General features: G+C 56.3%; 22 protein-coding genes and 1 tRNA gene. 21 read left to right on the top strand and 2 right to left on the bottom strand.

The window, feature by feature from the left end; translation table 11 throughout:
* Positions 1–2: 2 nt before the first annotated feature.
* Complete coding sequence (gene rlmD, locus VJ651_RS11135) at positions 3–1,346, top strand: 23S rRNA (uracil(1939)-C(5))-methyltransferase RlmD (RefSeq protein ID WP_324107520.1); 1,344 nt, start codon at positions 3–5, stop codon at positions 1,344–1,346.
* A gap of 60 nt (positions 1,347–1,406) precedes the next feature.
* Here rlmD and VJ651_RS11130 read toward each other — a convergent pair whose 3' ends face one another.
* On the bottom strand, positions 1,407–2,099 hold the full coding sequence (locus tag VJ651_RS11130) for a Bax inhibitor-1/YccA family protein (protein ID WP_324107519.1): 693 nt from the start codon (positions 2,097–2,099) through the stop codon (positions 1,407–1,409).
* A 217-nt stretch (positions 2,100–2,316) separates the two neighbouring features.
* On the opposite strand from VJ651_RS11130, the gene ndk reads away from it, so the two are divergent.
* The 18 genes from ndk to VJ651_RS11040 all read left to right on the top strand — a co-directional run bounded on the left by ndk (position 2,317) and on the right by VJ651_RS11040 (position 18,738).
* A complete protein-coding gene (ndk, locus tag VJ651_RS11125) occupies positions 2,317–2,742 on the top strand; it encodes a nucleoside-diphosphate kinase (RefSeq protein ID WP_136418228.1) in 426 nt (141 codons plus the stop codon).
* A 65-nt stretch (positions 2,743–2,807) separates the two neighbouring features.
* The gene (gene rlmN, locus VJ651_RS11120) at positions 2,808–3,977 is read left to right on the top strand and encodes a 23S rRNA (adenine(2503)-C(2))-methyltransferase RlmN (RefSeq protein ID WP_324107518.1); all 1,170 of its coding nucleotides are present in this window, start codon (positions 2,808–2,810) and stop codon (positions 3,975–3,977) included.
* The gene (pilW, locus tag VJ651_RS11115; RefSeq protein WP_414691335.1) at positions 3,974–4,774 is read left to right on the top strand and encodes a type IV pilus biogenesis/stability protein PilW; all 801 of its coding nucleotides are present in this window, start codon (positions 3,974–3,976) and stop codon (positions 4,772–4,774) included. The genes rlmN and pilW overlap by 4 nt, the downstream gene beginning before the upstream one ends.
* Positions 4,698–5,735 carry a helix-turn-helix domain-containing protein gene (locus VJ651_RS11110; RefSeq protein WP_324107517.1) on the top strand — a complete coding sequence of 346 codons (1,038 nt, stop codon included), beginning with the start codon at positions 4,698–4,700 and terminating at the stop codon, positions 5,733–5,735. The genes pilW and VJ651_RS11110 overlap by 77 nt, the downstream gene beginning before the upstream one ends.
* 8 nt (positions 5,736–5,743) lie before the next feature.
* On the top strand, positions 5,744–7,015 hold the full coding sequence (ispG, locus tag VJ651_RS11105) for a flavodoxin-dependent (E)-4-hydroxy-3-methylbut-2-enyl-diphosphate synthase (RefSeq protein ID WP_324107516.1): 1,272 nt from the start codon (positions 5,744–5,746) through the stop codon (positions 7,013–7,015).
* A gap of 33 nt (positions 7,016–7,048) precedes the next feature.
* On the top strand, positions 7,049–8,395 hold the full coding sequence (gene hisS / locus VJ651_RS11100; protein WP_324107515.1) for a histidine--tRNA ligase: 1,347 nt from the start codon (positions 7,049–7,051) through the stop codon (positions 8,393–8,395).
* 14 nt (positions 8,396–8,409) lie between these two features.
* A complete protein-coding gene (locus VJ651_RS11095) occupies positions 8,410–9,057 on the top strand; it encodes a tetratricopeptide repeat protein (RefSeq protein ID WP_324107514.1) in 648 nt (215 codons plus the stop codon).
* 18 nt (positions 9,058–9,075) lie between these two features.
* Positions 9,076–10,224, top strand: coding sequence for an outer membrane protein assembly factor BamB (gene bamB / locus VJ651_RS11090; RefSeq protein ID WP_324107513.1), 1,149 nt, complete (start codon positions 9,076–9,078; stop codon positions 10,222–10,224).
* Positions 10,225–10,231: 7 nt separating this feature from the next.
* Positions 10,232–11,575 carry a ribosome biogenesis GTPase Der gene (gene der / locus VJ651_RS11085; protein ID WP_324107512.1) on the top strand — a complete coding sequence of 448 codons (1,344 nt, stop codon included), beginning with the start codon at positions 10,232–10,234 and terminating at the stop codon, positions 11,573–11,575.
* 118 nt (positions 11,576–11,693) lie between these two features.
* The gene (hfq, locus tag VJ651_RS11080; RefSeq protein ID WP_324107511.1) at positions 11,694–11,930 is read left to right on the top strand and encodes an RNA chaperone Hfq; all 237 of its coding nucleotides are present in this window, start codon (positions 11,694–11,696) and stop codon (positions 11,928–11,930) included.
* A 27-nt stretch (positions 11,931–11,957) separates the two neighbouring features.
* The gene (gene hflX, locus VJ651_RS11075; RefSeq protein WP_324107510.1) at positions 11,958–13,079 is read left to right on the top strand and encodes a GTPase HflX; all 1,122 of its coding nucleotides are present in this window, start codon (positions 11,958–11,960) and stop codon (positions 13,077–13,079) included.
* A gap of 68 nt (positions 13,080–13,147) precedes the next feature.
* Positions 13,148–14,440, top strand: a complete 1,293-nt coding sequence (hflK, locus tag VJ651_RS11070) for an FtsH protease activity modulator HflK (protein ID WP_324107509.1) — start codon at positions 13,148–13,150, stop codon at positions 14,438–14,440.
* Positions 14,440–15,333 carry a protease modulator HflC gene (gene hflC / locus VJ651_RS11065; RefSeq protein WP_324107508.1) on the top strand — a complete coding sequence of 298 codons (894 nt, stop codon included), beginning with the start codon at positions 14,440–14,442 and terminating at the stop codon, positions 15,331–15,333. The genes hflK and hflC overlap by 1 nt, the downstream gene beginning before the upstream one ends.
* 12 nt (positions 15,334–15,345) lie before the next feature.
* Positions 15,346–15,552: a DUF2065 domain-containing protein gene (locus VJ651_RS11060; protein WP_324107507.1), complete on the top strand. Its 207-nt coding sequence runs from the start codon at positions 15,346–15,348 to the stop codon at positions 15,550–15,552.
* Between the two features lie 17 nt (positions 15,553–15,569).
* Positions 15,570–16,721 carry an ATP phosphoribosyltransferase regulatory subunit gene (locus VJ651_RS11055; RefSeq protein ID WP_324107506.1) on the top strand — a complete coding sequence of 384 codons (1,152 nt, stop codon included), beginning with the start codon at positions 15,570–15,572 and terminating at the stop codon, positions 16,719–16,721.
* 4 nt (positions 16,722–16,725) lie between these two features.
* Positions 16,726–18,024, top strand: coding sequence for an adenylosuccinate synthase (locus tag VJ651_RS11050; protein WP_324107505.1), 1,299 nt, complete (start codon positions 16,726–16,728; stop codon positions 18,022–18,024).
* Between the two features lie 17 nt (positions 18,025–18,041).
* Positions 18,042–18,575, top strand: a complete 534-nt coding sequence (locus tag VJ651_RS11045; RefSeq protein ID WP_324107504.1) for a phosphoribosyltransferase — start codon at positions 18,042–18,044, stop codon at positions 18,573–18,575.
* Positions 18,576–18,582: 7 nt separating this feature from the next.
* Positions 18,583–18,738, top strand: a complete 156-nt coding sequence (locus VJ651_RS11040; RefSeq protein WP_324107503.1) for a hypothetical protein — start codon at positions 18,583–18,585, stop codon at positions 18,736–18,738.
* Positions 18,739–18,808: 70 nt separating this feature from the next.
* On the opposite strand, the gene VJ651_RS11035 is transcribed toward VJ651_RS11040, so the two are convergent.
* Positions 18,809–18,895 (bottom strand) — tRNA-Leu (locus tag VJ651_RS11035).
* Between the two features lie 163 nt (positions 18,896–19,058).
* On the opposite strand from VJ651_RS11035, the gene rnr reads away from it, so the two are divergent.
* Both rnr and rlmB read left to right on the top strand, forming a co-directional pair.
* The gene (gene rnr / locus VJ651_RS11030) at positions 19,059–21,488 is read left to right on the top strand and encodes a ribonuclease R (protein WP_324107502.1); all 2,430 of its coding nucleotides are present in this window, start codon (positions 19,059–19,061) and stop codon (positions 21,486–21,488) included.
* Positions 21,489–21,490: 2 nt separating this feature from the next.
* The gene (gene rlmB, locus VJ651_RS11025; protein WP_324107501.1) at positions 21,491–22,228 is read left to right on the top strand and encodes a 23S rRNA (guanosine(2251)-2'-O)-methyltransferase RlmB; all 738 of its coding nucleotides are present in this window, start codon (positions 21,491–21,493) and stop codon (positions 22,226–22,228) included.
* Positions 22,229–22,249: the final 21 nt, after the last annotated feature.

The raw sequence follows: 22,249 nt of genomic DNA, 5'->3' as shown, positions 1-22,249 counted from the left end.
TTATGCAGCACAACATCATCGATATCGAATCCCTTGACATGGAAGGTCGGGGTGTCGGCCATGTGCAGAACGAGGATGGCACACCCGGGAAGGTCATCTTCGTGGAAGGTGCGTTGCCGGGCGAGCGTGTCAGCTACCAGTCATTCCGGAGGAAGCCGAAATGGGAGGCGGCGACACTGACCGAATTGCACCGCGAGTCCTCCCTGCGCGTCAAACCGAAGTGCGTGTATTTCGGTACCTGCGGCGGCTGCGCCATGCAGCATCTGGAGCCGTCCGCTCAAGTGGCGATCAAGCAGCGTGTACTCGAAGACAATCTGTGGCACATCGGAAAAGTACGAGCCGAGACGATGATGCGGCCGATTTACGGTCCGACTTGGGGCTATCGCTATCGCGCGCGCCTGTCTGTCCGCAATGTGCAGAAAAAAGGCGGCGTACTGGTCGGTTTCCATGAAAGGAAATCTTCCTATATCGCCGATATGAAAACCTGCGAAATTCTGCCGCCTCACGTGTCTGCTATGCTGGTGCCTTTACGCAGGCTGATCGAATCGCTGAGTATTTTCGATCAGATGCCGCAGATCGAGCTCGCCGTTGGGGAAGACGTGACGGCACTGGTTCTTCGGATCATGGCACCCTTGACGATCGACGATCAGGCAAAGCTGAAGGCGTTTGCTGATGAGCATCGTGTTCAATGGTGGTTGCAGCCGAAGGGGCCGGATACCGTCTATCCGTTTTACCCGACCGATGTGCAGCTGCATTATTTATTGCCGGAGTTCGGCGTGAAGATGCCGTTCAAGCCGACCGATTTCACGCAGGTGAATCATCATATCAATCGCGTACTGGTGGCGAAAGCCTTGCGCTTGCTGGATGTTCAGCCGAATGAACGCCTCGCCGATCTGTTCTGCGGGCTCGGAAATTTCACCTTGCCAATCGCAACCCAGGCGCGAGAAGTTGTGGGGATCGAGGGCAGCACGGCCCTGACGGAGCGCGCACTGGAAAATGCGCAGGCGAATGGATTGGCGAACAAGACGATCTTCTTGTGCCGTAATCTTTTTGAAGCCACCGTGGATGATTTCGCCGCGCTTGGCAAATTCGACCGGATGCTGATCGATCCGCCGCGCGAAGGAGCCATTGCCGTTTGTCAGGCAATTGTCGGACTCGGGGAAAAACAGCCGGAAATGCGTCCGGCAAGGATCGTTTACGTGTCGTGCAATCCGTCGACGCTGGCGCGAGACGCGGGCTTCCTGGTGCATCAGGGTGGCTACGTTCTACGCCAGGCGGGCGTGGTCAACATGTTCCCGCACACGGCACATGTAGAATCGATTGCCGTGTTCGAGCTTCCGCACTGACTTCTTTCCGGCAAAAAAAAGCCGATCTTCAGATCGGCTTTTTTTTTCGTTCCGGAGGTTTTAATCTCGTTCGCCGCCGAATATGCCCAGCAATGCCAGCAAGTTGCTGAAGATATTGTAGACGTCAAGATAGATCGCCAGTGTGGCCGTGATGTAGTTGGTTTCTCCGCCATTGATGATCTGCTGCACATCGAACAAGATGTAGGCAGAAAAGATCGCAATAGCCAACACCGAGATCACGAGAAATAGTGCGGGAATTTGCAGAAACGCATTTGCGAGCGCCGCTACCAGAATTACAAGGACACCGGCGAAAAGCCATTTCCCCAAACCGGAAAAATCACGCTTGGAAACTGTGGCGATTGTCGCCATGCCGCCGAAAATGACTGCCGTACCGCCGAACGCGGTCATGATCAGCGATGCGCCATTCGAAAAGCCGAGTACCAGTCCGACCAGGCGCGACAGCATCAGGCCCATGAAGAACGTAAAGCCGAGCAAAATTGCGACGCCCAAGCCCGAGTTCTTGGTTTTCTCGATGGCATAGAAGAATCCGAACGCAATTGCCAGAAAAGCCATGAATCCGAGGGCAGGGCTGCCAGAGAAGAACGAAAACTTGATCTGTACGCCCAGCCATGCACCCAGCACCGTCGGAATCATGGAAATTGCGAGTAGCCAGTAGGTATTGCGCAGCACGCGGTTGCGCACAAGAAGCGCTTCGCTCGATGCGCCGTAAGTTTGTTGCAGATGTTGATCCATGCTATTGCCTCCGTTTGATGTCATGCGGAACAAGGTGGCGAAAGCATAACACGCACCCATACAAGCTAGGATAGTTCATAGCGGCGCGAAGTTCTGGGCAAGGCGCGGTGTTGCTGCCTTGACAGCTCTTCGGGAAGGGGTTTCATGCTACAATAGAAGGTTAGTTGAATCCTCAATTATTAATCTTAACCCTTTCTTTTTATTGGAGTTTTTACAGATGGCAATCGAACGCACCCTGTCGATCATCAAACCGGACGCCGTTGCAAAGAACGTAATCGGCCAGATTTACGCCCGTTTCGAAAACGCTGGCCTCAAGATTGTCGCTGCGCGCATGGCGCAACTGTCCCGCGCCGAAGCGGAGGGTTTCTACGCCGTCCACCGTGAGCGCCCGTTCTTCAAGGATCTGGTCGATTTCATGGTTTCGGGTCCCGTCATGATCCAGGTGCTGGAAGGCGAAAACGCAATTGCGAAAAACCGTGAACTGATGGGTGCAACCGATCCGAAGAAGGCAGACAAGGGCACGATCCGCGCTGACTTCGCCGACTCGATCGACGCCAATGCCGTGCACGGCTCCGATGCGCCGGAAACCGCCAAGGTGGAAATCGGCTATTTCTTCCCGGCCCTGAACGTTTACTCTCGTTAATTGAAATGTCGTTCGCCTTGATGAGACTGTTACTTCAAGGATGAACGGCGCTATGAAATACAACTATGACGGCTCTCACCAATTTGCTGGATCTCGATCCCGCGCAACTTGTCGCTTACTGTGCCGAGTTGGGGGAGAAGCCGTTTCGCGCGAAGCAGTTGCAGCGCTGGATCCATCAATTCGGCGCCAGCGATTTCGACGCGATGACCGACCTGGCCAAATCGTTGCGCGACAAGCTCAAGACGCGTGCAACGATTGCCGCGCCGGCGGCGATCAGCGACCATACCTCAGCTGACGGCACTCGCAAGTGGCTCTTGGACGTCGGCCAGGGCAATGCCGTTGAAACCGTATTCATCCCCGAAGAAAACCGTGGCACGCTTTGCGTATCGACGCAGGCTGGATGCGCGGTCAATTGCCGCTTTTGCTCGACCGGCAAGCAGGGCTTCAGTCGCAACCTCACCGTAGGTGAAATCATCGGCCAGCTGTGGATGGCCGAATTCGAACTTCGCAAGAGTAAGGGCATCGAGCCGGGTCCGAAAGGCGAGCGCCAGATCACCAACGTTGTAATGATGGGCATGGGCGAGCCGCTGCTGAACTTCGAGCCGACGGTCACGGCGCTCAAGCTGATGCTGGACGATAACGCGTATGGTCTCTCGCGCCGCCGTGTTACGGTATCGACCAGCGGTGTGGTGCCGATGATCGACAAGCTATCGCAGGAATGCCCGGTTGCATTAGCTGTATCGCTCCATGCATCCAATGATGCACTGCGTGACGGCTTGGTACCCTTGAACAAAAAATACCCGCTGGCCGAACTGATGGCTGCGTGCCGTCGTTATCTTGACTATGCGCCTCGGGACTTCATTACCTTTGAGTATTGCATGCTGGACGGCGTCAACGATAGTGACGCGCACGCGCGCGAACTGGTGTCGCTGGTTCAGAACGGCGCCGAGTCCGTCCCTTGCAAATTCAACCTGATTCCATTCAACCCGTTCCCGGAGTCCGGGTTGAGACGCTCGAACAACGCGCGCATCAAAGCGTTCGCGCAGATACTGATGGATGCCGGTGTTGTCACCACCATTCGAAAGACGCGCGGCGACGACATCGACGCCGCCTGCGGTCAATTGGCCGGCGAGGTGCAGGACCGTACCAAGGTGCAGGAGCGCATGCAGAAAATGGCGGAATACCAGAAAAAGTTCGGCAAGGATTTTGGCCGCATCATAGAGGTACCCAGGTGATCAAAAAAAGCGTCTTGACCCGGATTCTTCCCCTCATCGCGTCGGCCATTCTGTTCACGGCTTGCGGATCGAACCCTACTGCCGGTTCGCAAGGCGAATTGCCGACCAGTTCCGATCAGACCGACAATCAGAGGCGCGCGCGCATCCGCCTGCAACTGGCCGTGGGTTATTACCAGCAGCGCCAGTTGCCGGTTGCGCTGGATGAGATCAAGCAGGCGCTGCAGGCCGATCCCGAATTCGCGGAAGCCTATGGCATGCGGGCGTTGATATACATGGATATGGGCGAGAATCGTCTGGCGGAAGATAATTTCCAGCAAGCGCTGAGACTTGCTCCCAATTCGCCCGACGTCAACAATAATTACGGTTGGTATCTTTGCCAGAACGGCAAGGAAAAGCAGTCGATCGCTTATTTCGAGGCCGCTCTGAAGAGTCACGCTTACCAGTCGCCGGCGAAAGCACTGAACAATGCAGGTATATGCAGTCTGAAACTGAAAGACAATGCGGCGGCCGAGCGATATTTCACGCGAGCTTTTCAGTACGATCCAGCCAATCCGTCCACCAATGCCAATCTTGCCAAACTTCATTACGATCGAGGCGACTATGAGCGTGCACGTTTCTATATCGGCCGCGTGATGAAGGCCGAGGTGATGACTGCGGACGTGTTGTGGCTTGCAATCAAGATCGAACACAAGCTTGGTGACAAGATGGCGGAATCCAGCCTTGCCACGCAGTTGCGTCGTCGGCACGCTGGTTCTGCGGAATTCGCTGCGTATCAACGTGGAGCTTTTGATGAGTGAGCCAGGAGTGAACGATTCTCCGGCCGCGAATGGCGGTCAGGGAGAAGGTCAGCCGCCGGCGTCCGAGCCGCAAATGACATCACCGGGTGTCCAGCTGGCTGCCTACCGCACGGAGCGCGGATGGACGATTGAGCAGGTGGCGAGTCAGCTCAACCTTGCTCCGAGGCAGATCGTGGCCATTGAAAGCGACGACTATCCCGCCTTGCCGGGCATGCCGATTGTGCGCGGCTTTATTCGTGCATATGCAAAGCTGCTGAAGATCGATCCGACGCCGTTGCTGGCAACGCTCGGTGGCGAAACGGTTCTTGCCCACGAGCCGATCACGCCGCGCAAGACTCTTTCGACGCCATTTTCGGAAAAGCGTCTGCCTTCCATGGTAGAACGCCCTGGGCTCTCATCGAAATGGGTTGTCGGCCTGCTGCTGGTCATCCTGGTCGGTGTGGCGATTTGGGCCACGCAGTGGAGAGGCGACGCCAGCGGGCCATCGAAGCCAATGCCTTCAGAGGCAAAGGTTGAAGCGATGCCAACGCCAAATGCTGCCGAGGTTCCGGCGAAACCGGCAGAGCTTGCTGCACAGCCGGCAGAAGCCAATGCGCCAACTGCTAATACAGCACCCGCACCGGAACAGGCGCCTGCCGCGACGAATAGCGTTCCAGCGCTGAGCGCGCCCGCCAACCCGGCCCCAGCCACTCCAAGTGCGGCTGAAGTTCCGGCAGGCGCTGGCAAGGACACGCTGCAGTTCAAGGTACGCGAGGACTCGTGGATTGAAATCAGGCGCAAGTCAAACAATGATGTTGTCCTCTCGGGCCTTGTTAAAGCAGGAGAAACAGAGACGGTTGAAGTCACGGAGCCGGTTTCGGTTGTGATCGGAAACGCCTCGGGTGTCGAGGCCAGCCTGCGTGGGACACCTTTGACACTGAAGGCCGGTCGCGGCAATGTAGCCCGATTAAACCTTAAGTAAAGATAGCAATGGCACTAGCGAATCTTCCCATTGAATCCGGACCATTGTCACGCCGACAAAATCGCAGCGTGACGGTTCGCTACGGCCAGCGGCAAGTCGTTGTCGGCGGTCGCGCGCCTGTGGTTGTTCAGTCGATGACCAATACAGATACAGCGGATGCCATCGCCACTGCGATTCAGGTCAAGGACCTGGCGCGTGCCGGATCCGAATTGGTTCGTATCACGGTGAACAATCCGGAAGCCGCCGCAGCGGTCGTTGAGATCCGGGAACAGCTCGACAAGATGGGCGTGGATGTTCCGCTGGTTGGTGATTTTCACTATAACGGGCACAAGCTGCTACTCGATTTTCCTGATTGCGCGCAGGCGCTGTCCAAGTACCGGATCAACCCTGGAAATGTCGGGCAGGGCGCCAAGCGCGACACCCAGTTCGCCCAGATGATCGAGGTGGCTTGCAAGTACGATAAACCGGTGCGCATCGGTGTGAATTGGGGCAGTCTCGATCAGGCTTTGCTGGCACGTATCATGGATGAAAATGCGCAGCGTGCGCAGCCCTGGGACGCGCAGTCGGTGATGTATGAGGCACTGGTTACGTCCGCGATCGAGAACGCGCAGCGCGCCGAGGAACTCGGCCTCCCGGGCGACAAGATCATCCTGTCATGCAAAGTGTCCGGCGTCCAGGACTTGATCGCGGTATATCGAGAGCTTGCAAGGCGCAGCGATTATCCGCTGCATCTCGGATTGACCGAGGCGGGCATGGGCAGCAAGGGCATCGTGGCATCGACTGCTGCATTGTCAGTGCTTCTGCAGGAAGGAATCGGCGATACCATTCGCATCTCGCTGACGCCGGAACCGGGTGGCGACCGTACGAAGGAAGTGGTGGTCGCGCAGGAAATCCTGCAAACCATGGGGCTGCGCAAATTTGCGCCGATGGTTATCGCCTGTCCGGGCTGCGGGCGCACGACGTCCACGGTGTTCCAGGAATTGGCCGACAAGATTCAGACCTATCTGCGCGACCAGATGCCGGTCTGGAAAAAGCAGTATCCCGGCGTCGAGAACATGAACGTCGCCGTCATGGGATGCATCGTGAACGGTCCCGGCGAATCCAAGCATGCAAACATCGGCATCAGCCTGCCGGGCACGGGAGAGTCGCCGGCAGCCCCCGTTTTTGTCGACGGCGAAAAGAAGATCACCTTGCGTGGCGAACGCATTGCCGAAGAGTTCCAGGCGATTGTGCTGGATTACGTCAAAACCCGTTATGGAAAAGAAGCGGTTCAGGGCTAGATTTAGTCGAACTGCACATTAAATTCAAAGAGCATGTCAGAAAACAAGAAAGCGGAAAAAATAGTCGGTGTAAAGGGGATGAACGACATCCTGCCAGCCGACGCGCCATTGTGGGAACTGTTCGAAAACACCGTTCAATCCGTGTTGAAGAGTTATGGCTTCCAGCAGATACGCACGCCTATCGTCGAGCCGACCGCACTGTTTGCGCGTGGCCTCGGCGCAGTGACGGATATCGTCGAAAAGGAAATGTATTCTTTCGTCGATTCCATGAACGGCGATCCCTTGACCTTGCGCCCGGAGAGTACCGCCGGCGTGGTGCGTGCGGCGCTCGAGCACAATCTGACCTACGATGGGCCAAAGCGCTTGTGGTATGCCGGGCCGATGTTCCGCCACGAGAAGCCGCAGCGTGGCCGTTATCGCCAGTTTCATCAGGTCGGTGCCGAGGCGCTCGGCTTTGCCGGGCCGGATATCGACGCGGAACTGATCATGCTGTGCCAGCGTCTCTGGGATGACCTCGGCTTGCAGAACATCAGACTCGAACTGAATTCGATCGGCAATGCCGACGAGCGCAATCGTCATCGCGCCGATCTGGTTGCCTACTTCGAACAGCATAAAGAGTTGCTTGATGCCGATGCGCAGCGTCGCCTGCATTCCAACCCTTTGCGCATTCTCGATACCAAAAATCCTGTGATGCAGGAGATGGTCAATGCAGCGCCGAAGCTGCTCGACTATCTGGGTGAAGAGTCGCGCGCGCACTTTGAGGGCGTGCAGAAGATACTGCGTCACAACAGCATTCCGTTCACCATCAATACCCGTCTGGTGCGTGGAATGGACTACTACAACCGAACCGTGTTCGAATGGGTCACCGATCAGCTCGGTTCGCAGGGAACAGTCTGTGGCGGCGGCCGTTACGATCCATTGGTTGAAATGTTCGGCGGCAAGCCAACTCCCGCGTGCGGCTTCGCAATCGGCGTCGAGCGTTTGCTGGAACTGATGAAGGCGAATGGCGAGCAGTTTGCACCCAATCAATGCGACGTCTACGTCGTGCATCAGGGCGAGGCTGCGCAACTGCAGGCATTTGTCGTTGCGGAGCGCTTGCGCGACGCCGGGCTGGACGTTGTCCTTAATTGTGCAACAGCTAGCGGTGGCGGCAGCTTCAAGTCGCAAATGAAACGGGCCGATGCGAGCGGCGCAAGCTTCGCTGTCATTATTGGTGACGACGAAGTCGCCAAAGGCGTCGCAAACGTCAAGGCCATGCGCGTCGAAAATGTCGAGCACAACCAGACCGAGGTACCATTTGAGTCTGTCCCGGATTATCTGATCGCTCAGATTACCTGCGGGGACGAGTGCAACGATCCGAATCACCACCATCATCACTAAAGCATTAGAACATCATGGCATACGATCTCGAAGAGCAAGAACAGTTAGCCAGCCTCAAGGCATGGTGGAATCAATACGGAAATCTGGTGACTTGGCTGCTGATCATCGCACTGGCCGCCTACGCCGGATGGACCGGCTGGAACTATTATCAGCGCAGCCAGGCGTCGCAGGCCGGGCAGCTTTACGAAGAGTTGCAAAAAGCGGTATCCGCCAACGATAACGCCAAGGTGCAACGTGCCGCAACCGATATCACTTCCAAGTTCGGCAGCAGCGCCTATGCGCAAATGGCTGCACTATTTGCTGCCAAGAGTGCATTCGACGTGAATGATTTGAAGGGAGCCAAGACGCAGCTGCAATGGGTCATTGATCACGGTACCGATGAATACAAGGCAATTGCGAAAATTCGCCTTGCGGGCGTCTTGCTTGACGAGAAAGCCTATGAAGAGGCGCTGAAGGCGCTTTCCGGCGACTTCCCCGAGCAGTTCGCTGGCGCCGTAGCCGATCGCAAGGGCGACATACTGGCCGCGCAGGGAAAAATGGATGATGCGCGCGGTGCCTACAAGCTGGCGCTTGATAAGACCGACAACAAGAATCCGGCACGCCAGCTGATTCAATTGAAACTGGATGCAATCGGTGATGCGTCCGCTAAAGCTGCGGCTTGACCAATAAAAGGGGAAGAAATGCGTATTGCTGAAAAGCTAACGTACGTCGCGGTGATTGCTGTTCTGACCGGCTGTGCTTCGTGGAATCCGTTTTCCAGCAAGCCTGCGCCAAAGAATCCGCCGGCGCCTCTGGTCGACTTCAAACAGACCTTGGCCGTTCGCACCGCCTGGTCGGCGTCGGTCGGGCGTGCGGGAGCATTCGTGTTTTCTCCTGCGCTTGCCAATGAAAGTGTCTTTGCCGCCTCGACGGACGGTACGGTCATCCGGGCAGATGCGGCTACTGGCCGCATGCTTTGGCGGATCAACGCTGGAGTACCGTTGACAGCTGGAGTCGGCAGTGACGGTTACACCGTGGCCGTAGGTGCTGAGAAGGGCATGTTGATGGCCTTCGATGGTGATGGGAAACCGCGCTGGAAGGTGCAGGCATCCAGTGAAATCCTGTCCGCTCCCGCAGTCGGCCAAGGGCTCGTCGTGGTGCGTAGTGTTGATAACCGTATAGCCGCATATGATGCGGAGACCGGAGCCCGGCGCTGGGTGGCACAACGTACGTCTCCGCCCCTGACTTTGCGTACCGCTCCCGGCATCGTGATTTCGGGAACGACGGCCTATGTCGCACTGCCCGGCGGAAGATTGGCCGCCTTGTCTCTTTCGAACGGTGGTCCGCGTTGGGAAGTGGCAGTGGGCGATCCGCGAGGCACGACGGAACTGGAGCGCATTGCGGACCTTTCAGGATCTCCGGTGGTGGCGGGACGGGATGTCTGCGCAGTGGCCTATCAAGGCCGTGTCGCATGTTTTGACGCGGCTACCGGGGCGACCCGTTGGGCCAAGGAATTGTCGAGCGATGTCGGCGTGGCAGTGGATGAGCGATTTGTCTATGCTGCAGACGAAGGGGGTGTCATTACGGCGTTTTCGCGCGATACGGGATCGGGTGCGTGGCGCAACAACAAGCTGGCAAACAGACGCCTGTCGACGCCGGTTCCTGTAGGTCCGGCGGTTGCGGTAGGCGATGGTGAAGGGTATATCCACTTCCTCTCCCGTGAGGACGGAGCGCTGCTTGCACGTTTCAACGGTGACGGCAGCCCCGTCATGTCGGCCATACCCGTATCCGGCAAGACCGCAATTTTTCAAACACAATCAGGAACAGTCGTTGCATTAGCAACGGAATAAGAAATTAATGAAGCCGGTTATTGCATTAGTAGGCCGACCGAACGTCGGTAAATCCACATTGTTCAACCGGCTTACCCGGTCGCGCGATGCATTGGTCGCCGATCTACCAGGATTAACCCGCGACCGGCACTACGGCGAAGGCCGCGTCGGCGAACGTCCGTTTCTCGTGATCGACACCGGCGGTTTCGAGCCGGTCGCCAAGGAAGGCATCATGTTCGAGATGGCCAAGCAGACCAAGCAGGCTGTGGCGGAAGCGGACGTGGTGATATTCATTGTGGACGGTCGACAAGGATTGACGCCACACGACAAAACGATCACCGATTTTTTGCGGAAATCCGGCCGTCCGGTCATGCTTGTCGTGAACAAGGCCGAGGGCATGAAGTACACCTCGGTCACCGCCGACTTCTATGAGCTCGGACTTGGTGATCCGTATGTGATTTCCGCCGCACATGGTGACGGTGTGGTCGATCTGGTCAACGAATCGCTCGATATCGCATTCGGGCAGCGCTCGGAGGTCGAAGAGGCCGTTGAAACCGGCCCCAGAGGCATCAAGATAGCGATCGTCGGCCGACCCAACGTTGGCAAGTCTACATTGATTAATACGCTGTTGGGCGAGGACCGTGTCATCGCGTTCGACATGCCAGGCACGACGCGCGATTCGATCGAGATCCCGTTTGAACGAGAAGGCAAGCATTACACACTGATCGACACGGCCGGCATTCGTCGGCGAGGAAAAGTGTTTGAGGCGATCGAAAAATTCTCGGTCGTCAAGACGCTGCAATCGATTTCCGAAGCCAACGTGGTCTTGCTGTTACTTGATGCGCAGCAAGATATTTCGGAGCAGGACGCCCATATTGCCGGCTTCGTACTTGAATCGGGACGAGCGCTGGTGGTCGGCATCAATAAATGGGATGGCCTGGAAGCGGACAAGCGCGACGAGATCAAGATGGATATCGAGCGCAAGCTGAGTTTCTTGTTTTTTGCAAAATTTCACTTTATTTCAGCGCTGAAAGGGAGCGGCATTGGACCGTTGATGAAGTCGATCGACGCAGCCTATGCCGCCGCCATGGCCAAATTATCGACTCCGCAACTTACCCGCGCGCTGATCGAGGCCGTCGAGCATCAGCAGCCGCGTCGCAAAGGCTCGATTCGCCCCAAGCTGCGATATGCACACCAAGGCGGACAAAATCCGCCGATCGTCGTCATTCACGGCAATGCGCTCGAGGCGATCGACGCCAACTACAAGCGCTATCTCGAAAAACACTTCCGCGAAACTTTTTCGTTGGTCGGGACTCCATTACGTATCGAACTGCGTTCGGGTAAGAATCCTTTTGCCAAGCATGAAAAATAGACTTACGCTTGGCACGAAACGCAAAAATCGATTACATTCGTAATTCACTGTATAGGAGGCACTTGAAAACCATCAGGTTGCCTCCAACTCCACATCACAACAACACAATGGAGCCGTCATGAGCAATAAAGGGCAACTGTTACAAGACCCCTTCCTCAACGCCTTACGCAAAGAGCACGTACCGGTTTCGATCTACCTTGTTAATGGCATCAAGCTCCAAGGCCACATCGAATCTTTTGATCAATATGTCGTTCTACTGCGTAATACAGTAACGCAAATGGTCTACAAGCACGCCATCTCAACCGTGGTGCCGGCTCGTGCCGTCAATCTCAATCTTGAATCCGACACGGAATAACACATCGTTGATCTGTCCTCCCATTTTATGCGCGCTGCTTTAGTCGGCGTTGATTTCGGCAAAGGCGACTTTGCTGCCAGTCTTGAGGAATTGTCCCTGTTGTCGAAATCGGCGGGGGCCCAACCCGCCGTAGTAATCACCGGAAAACGATCGAGCCCGGACGCCGCGCTATTTGTCGGCTCCGGCAAGGCAGATGAAATCGCGGGTGCCGTCACCCGCGATGGACTTGATATTGTCATCTTCAACCATGCTCTGTCTCCAGCTCAGCAGCGTAACCTGGAACGCCACCTGAAGATCCGGGTTGTCGATCGGACCAGCCTGATTCTCGATATCTTTGCACAGCGTGCCAAGAGCCACGAGGGCAAGGTGCAGGTTGAACTCGCGCAGCTTCAGCACCTCGCAACACGTCTGATCCGGGGTTGGACTCACTTGGAGCGTCAAAAGGGCGGCATCGGCCTGCGCGGTCCCGGCGAGACCCAGCTCGAGACAGACCGTCGTCTGCTTGGTGACCGTGTCAAGGCATTACGGACGCGACTGGATAAATTGCAGCGCCAGCGCGAGACACAGCGCCGGGCACGCGGCCGCAACAGCACGTTCTCGGTGTCATTGGTCGGCTATACGAACGCGGGCAAGTCAACGCTGTTCAATGCACTCACAAAGGCGCAAGCCTACGCAGCCGACCAGTTATTTGCCACGCTTGATACAACCTCGCGGCGGATATATCTGGGCGAGGCCGGGAATGTCGTCATCTCCGACACCGTCGGTTTCATTCGCGAACTTCCTCACCAGCTGGTGGCGGCGTTTCGTGCGACTCTGGAAGAGACCATTCATGCCGATCTCCTGCTGCATGTGGTCGATGCGGCAAGTCCGGTACGCATGGAACAAATCGAACAGGTCAATTCGGTTCTGAGCGAAATCGGTGCCGATCATATTCCGCAGATTCTGATCTGGAACAAGATTGACTCGGCCGGTCTGGAACCGGCTTTGGAGCGTGATGAATATGATAAAATCCGGCGTGTTTTCATAAGCGCCCAGACCGGTGCAGGTCTTGATCTGCTTCGCGAAGCTATCGCTGAATTTGCGAAAGAACATGCAGTGGCGCGTCTTGATCGTCTACCGGTTCGGGAGCAGCACGATGCGCGAACCTAGGCCCGTATGAGAGGGCTTCAAGAATAACTAGCATTGCAACCCATTAACATAAGCCGGATAGCGAGAGAATGCCTATTCCTCTAATCAAAAAAATCGGCCTGAAATTTTCGCTGAACGATCCTCGATGGGGGCGTGGTTCTCAAGACAATGGTCAGAGCCAAAATCAGGATGGTAAGCGGCCGAACGACGGTCCGCCTGATCTGGATCAATTATGGCGTGAATTCAACCAGCGCCTGAACCGCTTATTCGGCAACAAGGGTGGCCGTGGGGATGGCGACGGCGGCGGCTTCAATCCCGACGTGAAAGGGGCCGGGATTGGTTTTGGACTGATCGCGGCGATCGTTGTCTTTCTCTGGCTAGTCAGCGGCTTCTTTATCGTGCAGGAAGGCCAGACCGGCGTGGTTCTCACCTTCGGCAAATACAGCCACATGACACCAGCCGGCTTCAACTGGCGCTGGCCGTATCCCATTCAAAGCCATGAAATCGTCAACGTGTCGCAGGTGCGCACAGTCGAGGTTGGCTATCGTTCGAATGTCAGGAACAAGCAGGCGAAAGAGTCGTTGATGCTGACTGACGATGAGAACATCATCGATATTCAGTTCGCCGTTCAATACAAGCTCAAGAATGCCGCGGAGTGGTTGTTCAACAACCGCGACCAGGATGAACTGGTGCGACAGATTGCTGAAACCGCCATTCGAGAAATCGTCGGTCACAGTAAGATGGACTTCGTATTGTACGAAGGGCGCGAAAAGGTCGCGTTTGACGTTAGCCAGTTGATGCAGCAGATCACCGACCGCTACAAGGCAGGGGTCCACATCACCAACGTCACTATGCAAGCCGTACAACCACCGGAGCAGGTACAGGCGGCATTCGATGACGCGGTCAAGGCGGGTCAGGACCGCGAGCGGCAGAAAAACGAAGGCCAGGCGTATGCGAACGACGTTATTCCGAGAGCGCGCGGAGCAGCTTCGCGTTTGCAGCAGGAAGCGGAAGCGTATCGCGCACGCGTAATTGCCAATGCTCAGGGTGACGCATCGCGTTTCAAGCAGGTTCTGGTTGAATACCAGAAGGCGCCCGCCGTTACCCGAGACCGCATGTACCTGGAAACGATGCAGCAGATTTTCTCGAATACGACCAAGGTGATGATCGACAGCAAGAGCGGCAGCAATCTTCTTTATCTGCCTTTGGATAAACTCATGGCGCAGTCCGCTGCAGAAGCGCCAGCCAGACCGGCGGCGCAGGCGACGCCACCATCTTCGACGCCATCGGCAGGCGAACCCTTGCAATCAATGGAAACACAAAGGCAACGTGATTCACGCAGCCGCGATGGACGCGAATCCCGCGACCGGGAGACCAGATAATGAGCCGCCTTATCTCTTATTCCATTGCAGCGCTGATTGCCCTGTTTATATTGCTGTCCACCTTGTTTATCGTCGACCAGCGGCAGTATGCGATTGTGTTCGCACTCGGCGAAGTCAAGAAGGTGATTAGTGAACCGGGTTTGCATTTCAAATTGCCGCCGCCGTTCCAGAACGTTGTATTTCTGGATAAGCGGATTCTGACACTCGACACCCCGGAGGCAGATCGTTTTATTACGGCTGAAAAGAAGAACATCCTGGTCGATGCCTACGTCAAGTGGCGGATTGTCGATCCCCGCTTGTATTTCATCAGCTTTACCGGTGACGAGCGTCGTGCGCAGGATCGCATGTCGCAGGTCATCAAGGCCGCACTGAACGAGGAGATCACCAAGCGCACAGTTCGCGAAGTGATATCGGGTGAACGCGGCAAAGTGATGAGCGCGATTCAGAAAAAAGTCATGGACGAAGCCAAGCAGATCGGCGTGGAGATCGTCGACGTGCGTTTGAAGCGTGTCGATTACGTCGAGCAGATCAACAATTCCGTCTATGACCGGATGAAGGCCGAGCGCGTACGCGTTGCAAACGAGTTGCGTTCGACCGGCGCGGCAGAGTCCGAAAAGATTCGCGCAGACGCCGATCGGCAACGTACCGTGATTCTGGCGGAAGCATATCGCGACGCAGAAAACGTTCGGGGCGACGGTGATGCGAAAGCATCGCAGATTTATGCGCAGGCATTCGGTCAGAATCCCGAGTTTTACAGGTTCTACCGCAGTCTTGAAGCTTATCGTGCAAGCTTCAAAAATCGCAACGACATGATGGTGATTGACCCCAATTCCGAGTTCTTCAAGTATTTCAGGAATTCGGGAGCGAGTACGCCAGTCGGCGCCAAGAGATGACACGGACGTGTCGTGAAAACTTCATGGCTCGTTGCGTTTGGAATGGCGATGGGATTGATGCTGTTGTTAGAGAGTATCATTCCCTTTCTCTTTCCAAGGCGATGGCGCAACACCCTTGATCGCATAATTCAGTTGTCAGATGGCCAGATCCGCTTCCTGGGCTTGATTGCTCTGATCGGCGGACTGGCAAGCTTGGCGCTTGTCAATTTTTACTCTTAAAGCAGTCTTTCCCTGTCATGCCAAACTGGCTTCTTCCCGAAAACATCGCCGATGTCCTGCCGTCCGAAGCGCGCAAGATTGAAGAATTGCGCCGTGCGTTGCTCGACAACTTCCGACTGTATGGTTATGAGATGGTGATGCCGCCGATGCTCGAATACCTGGAGTCGTTGTTGACAGGTACGGGGCAGGACATGGATCTGCGCATCTTCAAGCTGGTTGATCAGCTATCCGGACGGACGATGGGCATCCGCGCTGACATGACGACGCAGGTGGCGCGCATCGATGCACACTTGCTGAACCGGACCTCGGTGACACGCTTGTGCTACGCCGGAAGCGTGCTGCATACACGTCCGTCGGGTTTTCATGCAACGAGAGAGCCGCTGCAAATCGGTGCCGAAATCTACGGACATGCCGGCCTGGAGGCAGATGCGGAAATTCAGGAGCTGGCGCTCGCGTCTCTGGAATTGGCCGGTATTTCGCAGGTGCGGCTGGACCTCTGTCACGTGGGCGTACTTCGCGCGATCGTTGCCAACGATGCAAAAGCGAGGAAGTGTGAAGCTGAATTGTTCGGACTCCTCGAGTCCAAGGACGTACCGGGTCTGCGGGCGATTGCACGAGATTTTGAGCCGATAACGCGAGATGCCTTGCTGGCGCTGCCCGGCTTATACGGTGATGCATCGACGATCTCTCGTGCGCGTCAGGTATTGCCGGATTTGCCGGGGATCACGCAGGCGCTCTATGAGTTGGAGCTGCTGGTCAATAAGGGGGGAGCCGCAAGCGTCACTGTCGATCTGGCGGATTTGCGCGGATATCATTACCACAGCGGCGTGATGTTCGCCGCCTATGTCCCGGGATTGCCAAATGCAGTCGCACGCGGCGGTCGCTATGACCACGTAGGCGAAGCATTCGGTCGTGCCCGACCGGCAACCGGGTTTTCAATGGACTTGCGGGAACTGGCGCGCTTGATGCCGGGCGCGGAGCGTACGCGCGCTGTACGAGCACCGTGGGGAACAGAGCCTGCGCTGAGAGAAAAGATTACAGAGTTGCGGAGGGCCGGCGAGGTGGTTATCCAAACCTTGCCGGGGCATGAAAACGATCAGGACGAATTCGACTGCGATCGCGCGGTGGTGTTCGAAAACGGAAACTGGATTCTTAAAAAATTAGGTTAATAGCATGGCAAAGAACGTCGTTGTCATCGGCACCCAATGGGGCGATGAGGGAAAAGGGAAAATTGTCGATTGGCTGACCGATCACGCGCAGGGTGTCGTCCGCTTTCAAGGCGGCCACAATGCCGGTCATACACTCGTCATTGGCGGCCAGAAGACGGCGCTGCAGCTTATCCCGTCCGGCATCATGCGTCCCGGCGTTGCCTGCTACATCGGTAATGGGGTTGTGCTGTCTGTTCCCGATTTGCTGCGCGAAATCGACAAGCTCCAGGCGAATGGCGTCGAAGTGGTTTCGCGCTTGAAGGTTTCCGAGGCTTGCCCGGTCATTCTTCCGTACCACATTGCGCTTGACGCTGCCCGCGAAGCAGCCCGTGGTTCCGCGAAGATCGGCACGACCGGCAAAGGTATTGGACCGGCTTATGAGGACAAGGTTGCGCGCAGAGCAATCCGGGTCGCCGACCTGCTGAATGAAAAGCGTTTTGCCGAAAAACTGAATGAGAACCTCGATTATCACAACTTCGTTCTCACCCAATACCTGAAGGCGCAGCCTGTTGATTTCCAGAAGACACTGGATGACGCGTTGGCGTTAGTTCCGCGCATTGCGCCAATGGTGGCCGATGTTTCGAGCGCGTTATACGCGGCCTCAAAAGGCGGGGCGCATCTCTTGTTTGAAGGCGCGCAAGGAAGCCTGCTGGATGTCGATCACGGTACTTATCCTTTTGTCACCTCAAGCAATTGCGTGGCCGGTAACGCCGCAGCGGGTTCCGGCGTCGGCCCGAACATGTTGCACTACATCCTGGGAATTACCAAGGCGTACACGACGCGTGTAGGCTCCGGCCCGTTCCCGTCCGAATTGCCGACGGATCAAGGCATTGGCAAGCATTTGGCCAGCATCGGTCACGAGTTCGGCACGGTCACAGGTCGTGCCCGACGCTGCGGTTGGTTCGACGCCGCATTGCTGCGTCGTTCAGTGCAAATCAATGGCGTGTCGGGAATGTGTCTGACGAAGCTTGACGTGCTTGACGGTCTTGAATCGCTGCAAATTTGCACCGGCTACAAACTGGGTGGCAAGGTCGCTGATATCTTCCCGGTAGGGGCCGAAGAGGCGGCAGCCTGCGAGCCGATTTACGAGCAGATGCCGGGATGGACTGAGTCGACGGTCGGTGCCAAATCGCTTGCGGCTTTGCCTGCGAATGCGCGCGCGTACATCAAACGAATCGAAGAGCTGGTCGGGGTGCCCGTCGATATGGTTTCCACCGGACCGGATCGCGAGGAAACGATTGTTTTGCGTCACCCGTTTGCATAATCCGGACGGGTAAAGCAATGAGTTCAAGCGATAAGGATTTGTGGGTTTCCTGGGACGACTACAACCATGCTGTCGTCGGGTTGGCGCATCTGATTCATGAGTCGGGCTGGAAGTTCGACCAGGTACTGTGCCTGGCGCGCGGAGGCTTGCGCCCGGGGGATATCTTTTCCCGGATCTTCGACGTACCGTTGGCGATTCTCTCGACCAGTTCATACCGAGAAGAGGCTGGGACCGTGCAAGGCAATCTTGATATCGCCAAGCACATCACGGTGACCAAGGGAACCCTGTCAGGAAAAGTATTGCTGCTGGATGATCTGGTCGATTCGGGGGTAACCCTGCAAAAGGTCCAGAACCATGTGAAAGAGAACTTCCCCGCAGTGACGGAAGTGCGCTCGGCCGTCCTCTGGTACAAGGCTTGTTCAGCTGTCAAGCCGGACTATTTCATGCACTACCTGTCCCACAATCCGTGGATTCACCAGCCATTTGAGGCCTATGACAGCTTGCGCCCGCATCAGCTTGCGGCATGGTTAAGAAAAGGCGATGCGGCCTGAACAGAACTTGACTCTCATTTCCGGTTCAAATGCCGGTAAGAGCCGGATGATGGAAGGGCTGAATGAAAACCCGTTGGGAAGCCAACGGGTTTTTGATTTGATGGTGGAAAAACGCACTGAAGCGGAGATTGTCCGCGTCTTGCATAAGGACGCCACAAGCTGATCTCAAGCGTGTGCATTGATTTCGACGCTGAAAATAAAAAAGGCCCGCATAGTGCGGACCTTTTTAAACTTGGTGCCCAGAAGAGGACTCGAACCTCCACAGTGTTGCCACCGCTAGGACCTGAACCTAGTGCGTCTACCAATTCCGCCATCTGGGCGATGCGAAAGACAGAAATTATAGCGGAAAACGCGGATATGTCAATTCATCGATGCAAGGAAAGCCGCGAAAAAGTCGAGAAAGGCCGGGCGTTAGGCAAATACAACGGTACTCCGTTACACTAGCCCCTGTATTAATCTAATAAAAATGAGTGAAGCACCCTTTTGAGCCAATATTCATACACTATCCCCAGCCGAGAGGAAATTCTCGGTATCTTACGCACTGCGGCGGAACCACAAGACGTGCACTCCATCGCGGCGGCACTCGATGTCAAACCTGAAGAATTAGACGGCCTGACGCGCCGCTTGAACGCGATGGAACGTGATGGTCAGATCAGGCCGACTCGCAACGGCCATTATCAGCTTGCTCATCAACCGAATTTTATCGAAGGACGGGTGGCAGGCCACCGCGAGGGTTATGGCTTTTTGATTCCGGATGACGGCAGTGAAGATATTTTTCTGCCGGAAAAGGAAATGCAGAAAGTGCTGAACGGCGACCGTGTGCAAGTGCGCATTATCGGTACCGATCGGCGTGGCCGGCCGGAAGGCACGATTGTCGAAGTCATCGAGCGCGCCAACACCCATGTCATCGGTCGCCTGTTGAACGAAAACGGCGTCTGGATCGTTGCGCCCGAAGATAAACGTATCGGCCAGGATATTCTGTTGTCCGGATCGCCTGGCAAGGCCAAGGCTGGGCAGGTTGTCAGCGTTGAGCTGATCGAGCAACCATCGCGTTATACGCAGCCGGTCGGCAAGATCGTCGAAGTCCTTGGCGATATCGATGATCCCGGCATGGAAATCGAAATTGCAGTGCGTAAGTATGGCGTTCCGCATGAATTCTCCGAAGCTGCAAAGAAGCAGGCGGCGAAGCTGCCGAGCGAAGTGCGTGACACCGATTTGACGGACCGCGTCGATTTGCGCGACATACCGATGGTCACCATTGATGGCGAGGATGCGCGTGACTTCGATGATGCCGTGTACTGCGAGCCGGTAAAGATCGGACGCAGCAAGGGATTTCGCCTGATCGTTGCAATCGCCGATGTGAGTCATTATGTGAAGCCAGGCGATGCGCTGGACACCGACGCGCTGGAGCGCAGTACCTCGGTATATTTCCCGCGTCGCGTGATTCCGATGTTGCCGGAAAAACTTTCCAACGGATTATGCTCGCTGAATCCGGCGGTGGACCGGCTGACGCTGGTATGCGATTCGGTAATCACTGCAAAAGGTGAAATCAAGGCGTATCAATTCTATCCGGCGGTAATTCATTCGGCGGCGCGACTGACTTATACGGAAGTCGCCGCCGTCCTGTCGAACACCAAGGGCCCGGAAGCGGCCAAGCGGCAGGCGCTGGTGCCGCATTTGCTCGATCTCTATGGCGTCTTCCAGGCATTGCTGCAGGCGCGTCAGGCGCGTGGCGCCATCGATTTTGAAACGACTGAAACCTACATCGTCTGCAATGCTGCAGGAAAGATCGAGCAGATTCTGCCGCGCACCCGCAACGATGCCCATCGCCTGATTGAAGAATGCATGCTGGCAGCCAATGTCTGCGCCGCGGATCTGCTTGCACGGCACAAGCATCCTGGCGTCTACCGTGTTCATGCGGCGCCTTCCAAGGAAAAGCTGAACCAGGTCAGGACATTTCTGAAACAGATGGGACTGCACCTCGGCGGCGGCGACACGCCGACAGCATCGGATTATGCGGAGCTGATTCCGAAGATCAAGATGCGGCCGGACGCCGTTCTGCTGCAAACCATGCTGCTGCGTTCGATGCAGCAAGCCGTGTATAGCCCGGAGAACATCGGTCACTTTGGCCTTGCTTATGAGGCTTATGCACACTTCACGAGCCCGATTCGCCGCTATCCGGACCTGCTTACGCACCGCGCGATCAAGGCCATCCTGCAAGGGAAGCGTTACGAACCGAAGGGTATCGACACCAGTACCTTGAACACGATGCTGTCGCCCGCCGCGCGCAGAATGGCCGCGCAGGACAAGGCCGAGGGCAAGAAAAAGAAAGAGGGCGATCTCGCGATCTGGGAGGCGCTTGGCATTCACTGTTCGGCCAATGAACGGCGCGCAGACGAGGCGTCGCGCGATGTGGAGGCATGGCTGAAATGCTATTTCATTCGTGACAAGCTGGGCGAAGAGTTTACCGGCACTATTTCCGGTGTTGCGCCGTTTGGCATTTTCGTGCAGCTTGATACCTTGTTTATCGAGGGCATGGTGCACGTTACCGAGCTCGGCGCGGATTATTTCCAGTACGACGAGGTACGTCACGAATTGCGCGGTGAGCGTACCGGCATCCGTTATCAGCTGACCGATCGGGTAACGGTGCAGGTAAGCAGGGTAGATCTTGACGCACGCAAGATCGATCTTCGTCTGGTGCATGAACCCGATGTCAGATCGCCCCTGAAACATGAAACGCGTCGGCCGGAATCAGAGCCGACTCGCGACAAAAAGCCCAAGGCCAAGAGCGCCCCGAAGAAAACCGCTGCCACGAAAACCGCAAAAGCCAAGCGCGTCAAAGCGACTTCGGGAAATGCAAAGGCGCCACACGCCACCAAGTCCCGCACGAAGAGCGGCAAGAAGAAAAGATAGAAATGAAAAGCAAAATGATTTTCGGCTTTCACGCCGTGACGGCGCGAATTCGCCATGAGGCGTCTTCGGTCGAGGAAATTTACGTCGACGCAACGCGCCACGATCGGCGCATGCAGGAGCTGCTGCATGCGGCCGAGGCTGCCAAGGTACGCATTATTCAAGTTGACGATCAGCGACTCAACGGCATGGTCGGCACTCGTCGCCATCAAGGTGTAGTGGCCAAGGCGGGCGAACTTTCGCTGGCGCGCAATCTGGATGAGTTGCTTGATGCGATTGATGGCCCGCCGCTGTTGCTGTTGCTCGATGGCGTCACCGACCCGCACAATCTTGGCGCCTGTCTGCGCGTGGCCGATGGGGCCGGGGCGCATGCGGTAATTGCGCCGAAGGATCGCGCGGTTGGATTGAATGCGACGGCCGCCAAGGTGGCGAGCGGCGCGGCCGACACGGTGCCATATATTACCGTCACGAATCTTGCGCGAACAATGCGCGAATTGAAGGAGCGCGACATCTGGCTCATCGGCACGACCGATGACGCAGAGAAAGGTCTCTACGAGGCGGATTTTTCGGGCCCTGTCGCCATCGTGATGGGTTCGGAAGGTGAAGGGATGCGCCGTCTGACGCGGGAGAATTGCGATATGCTCGTCAGCATTCCCATGCATGGCGCTGTCGAAAGCCTGAACGTGTCAGTCGCGTCCGGCGTTTGCCTGTACGAAGCGCGCCGCCAGAGACTCGCGAAGTAAGCGCACAGAAACCGGCTGTGC

Source organism: Noviherbaspirillum sp. (assembly GCF_035254865.1).
In the GTDB taxonomy this organism is placed as follows: domain Bacteria; phylum Pseudomonadota; class Gammaproteobacteria; order Burkholderiales; family Burkholderiaceae_D; genus Noviherbaspirillum.
Note: the sequence above shows the minus strand (reverse complement) of the source record. Positions and strands in the feature narration are given on the sequence as shown.

What these genes read in the sequence shown, in the direction of transcription:
- rlmB (WP_324107501.1), top strand. Translation starts at nt 21,491, where the DNA reads ATGAAAAGCAAAATGATTTTCGGCTTTCACGCCGTGACGGCGCGAATT.
- hfq (WP_324107511.1), top strand. Translation starts at nt 11,694, where the DNA reads ATGAGCAATAAAGGGCAACTGTTACAAGACCCCTTCCTCAACGCCTTA.
- VJ651_RS11050 (WP_324107505.1), top strand. Translation starts at nt 16,726, where the DNA reads ATGGCAAAGAACGTCGTTGTCATCGGCACCCAATGGGGCGATGAGGGA.
- ispG (WP_324107516.1), top strand. Translation starts at nt 5,744, where the DNA reads ATGGCACTAGCGAATCTTCCCATTGAATCCGGACCATTGTCACGCCGA.
- hisS (WP_324107515.1), top strand. Translation starts at nt 7,049, where the DNA reads ATGTCAGAAAACAAGAAAGCGGAAAAAATAGTCGGTGTAAAGGGGATG.
- hflK (WP_324107509.1), top strand. Translation starts at nt 13,148, where the DNA reads ATGCCTATTCCTCTAATCAAAAAAATCGGCCTGAAATTTTCGCTGAAC.
- ndk (WP_136418228.1), top strand. Translation starts at nt 2,317, where the DNA reads ATGGCAATCGAACGCACCCTGTCGATCATCAAACCGGACGCCGTTGCA.
- rlmN (WP_324107518.1), top strand. Translation starts at nt 2,808, where the DNA reads ATGACGGCTCTCACCAATTTGCTGGATCTCGATCCCGCGCAACTTGTC.
- VJ651_RS11045 (WP_324107504.1), top strand. Translation starts at nt 18,042, where the DNA reads ATGAGTTCAAGCGATAAGGATTTGTGGGTTTCCTGGGACGACTACAAC.
- VJ651_RS11095 (WP_324107514.1), top strand. Translation starts at nt 8,410, where the DNA reads ATGGCATACGATCTCGAAGAGCAAGAACAGTTAGCCAGCCTCAAGGCA.
- der (WP_324107512.1), top strand. Translation starts at nt 10,232, where the DNA reads ATGAAGCCGGTTATTGCATTAGTAGGCCGACCGAACGTCGGTAAATCC.
- hflC (WP_324107508.1), top strand. Translation starts at nt 14,440, where the DNA reads ATGAGCCGCCTTATCTCTTATTCCATTGCAGCGCTGATTGCCCTGTTT.
- hflX (WP_324107510.1), top strand. Translation starts at nt 11,958, where the DNA reads ATGCGCGCTGCTTTAGTCGGCGTTGATTTCGGCAAAGGCGACTTTGCT.
- VJ651_RS11055 (WP_324107506.1), top strand. Translation starts at nt 15,570, where the DNA reads ATGCCAAACTGGCTTCTTCCCGAAAACATCGCCGATGTCCTGCCGTCC.
- bamB (WP_324107513.1), top strand. Translation starts at nt 9,076, where the DNA reads ATGCGTATTGCTGAAAAGCTAACGTACGTCGCGGTGATTGCTGTTCTG.
- VJ651_RS11130 (WP_324107519.1), bottom strand. Translation starts at nt 2,099, where the DNA reads ATGGATCAACATCTGCAACAAACTTACGGCGCATCGAGCGAAGCGCTT.
- rlmD (WP_324107520.1), top strand. Translation starts at nt 3, where the DNA reads ATGCAGCACAACATCATCGATATCGAATCCCTTGACATGGAAGGTCGG.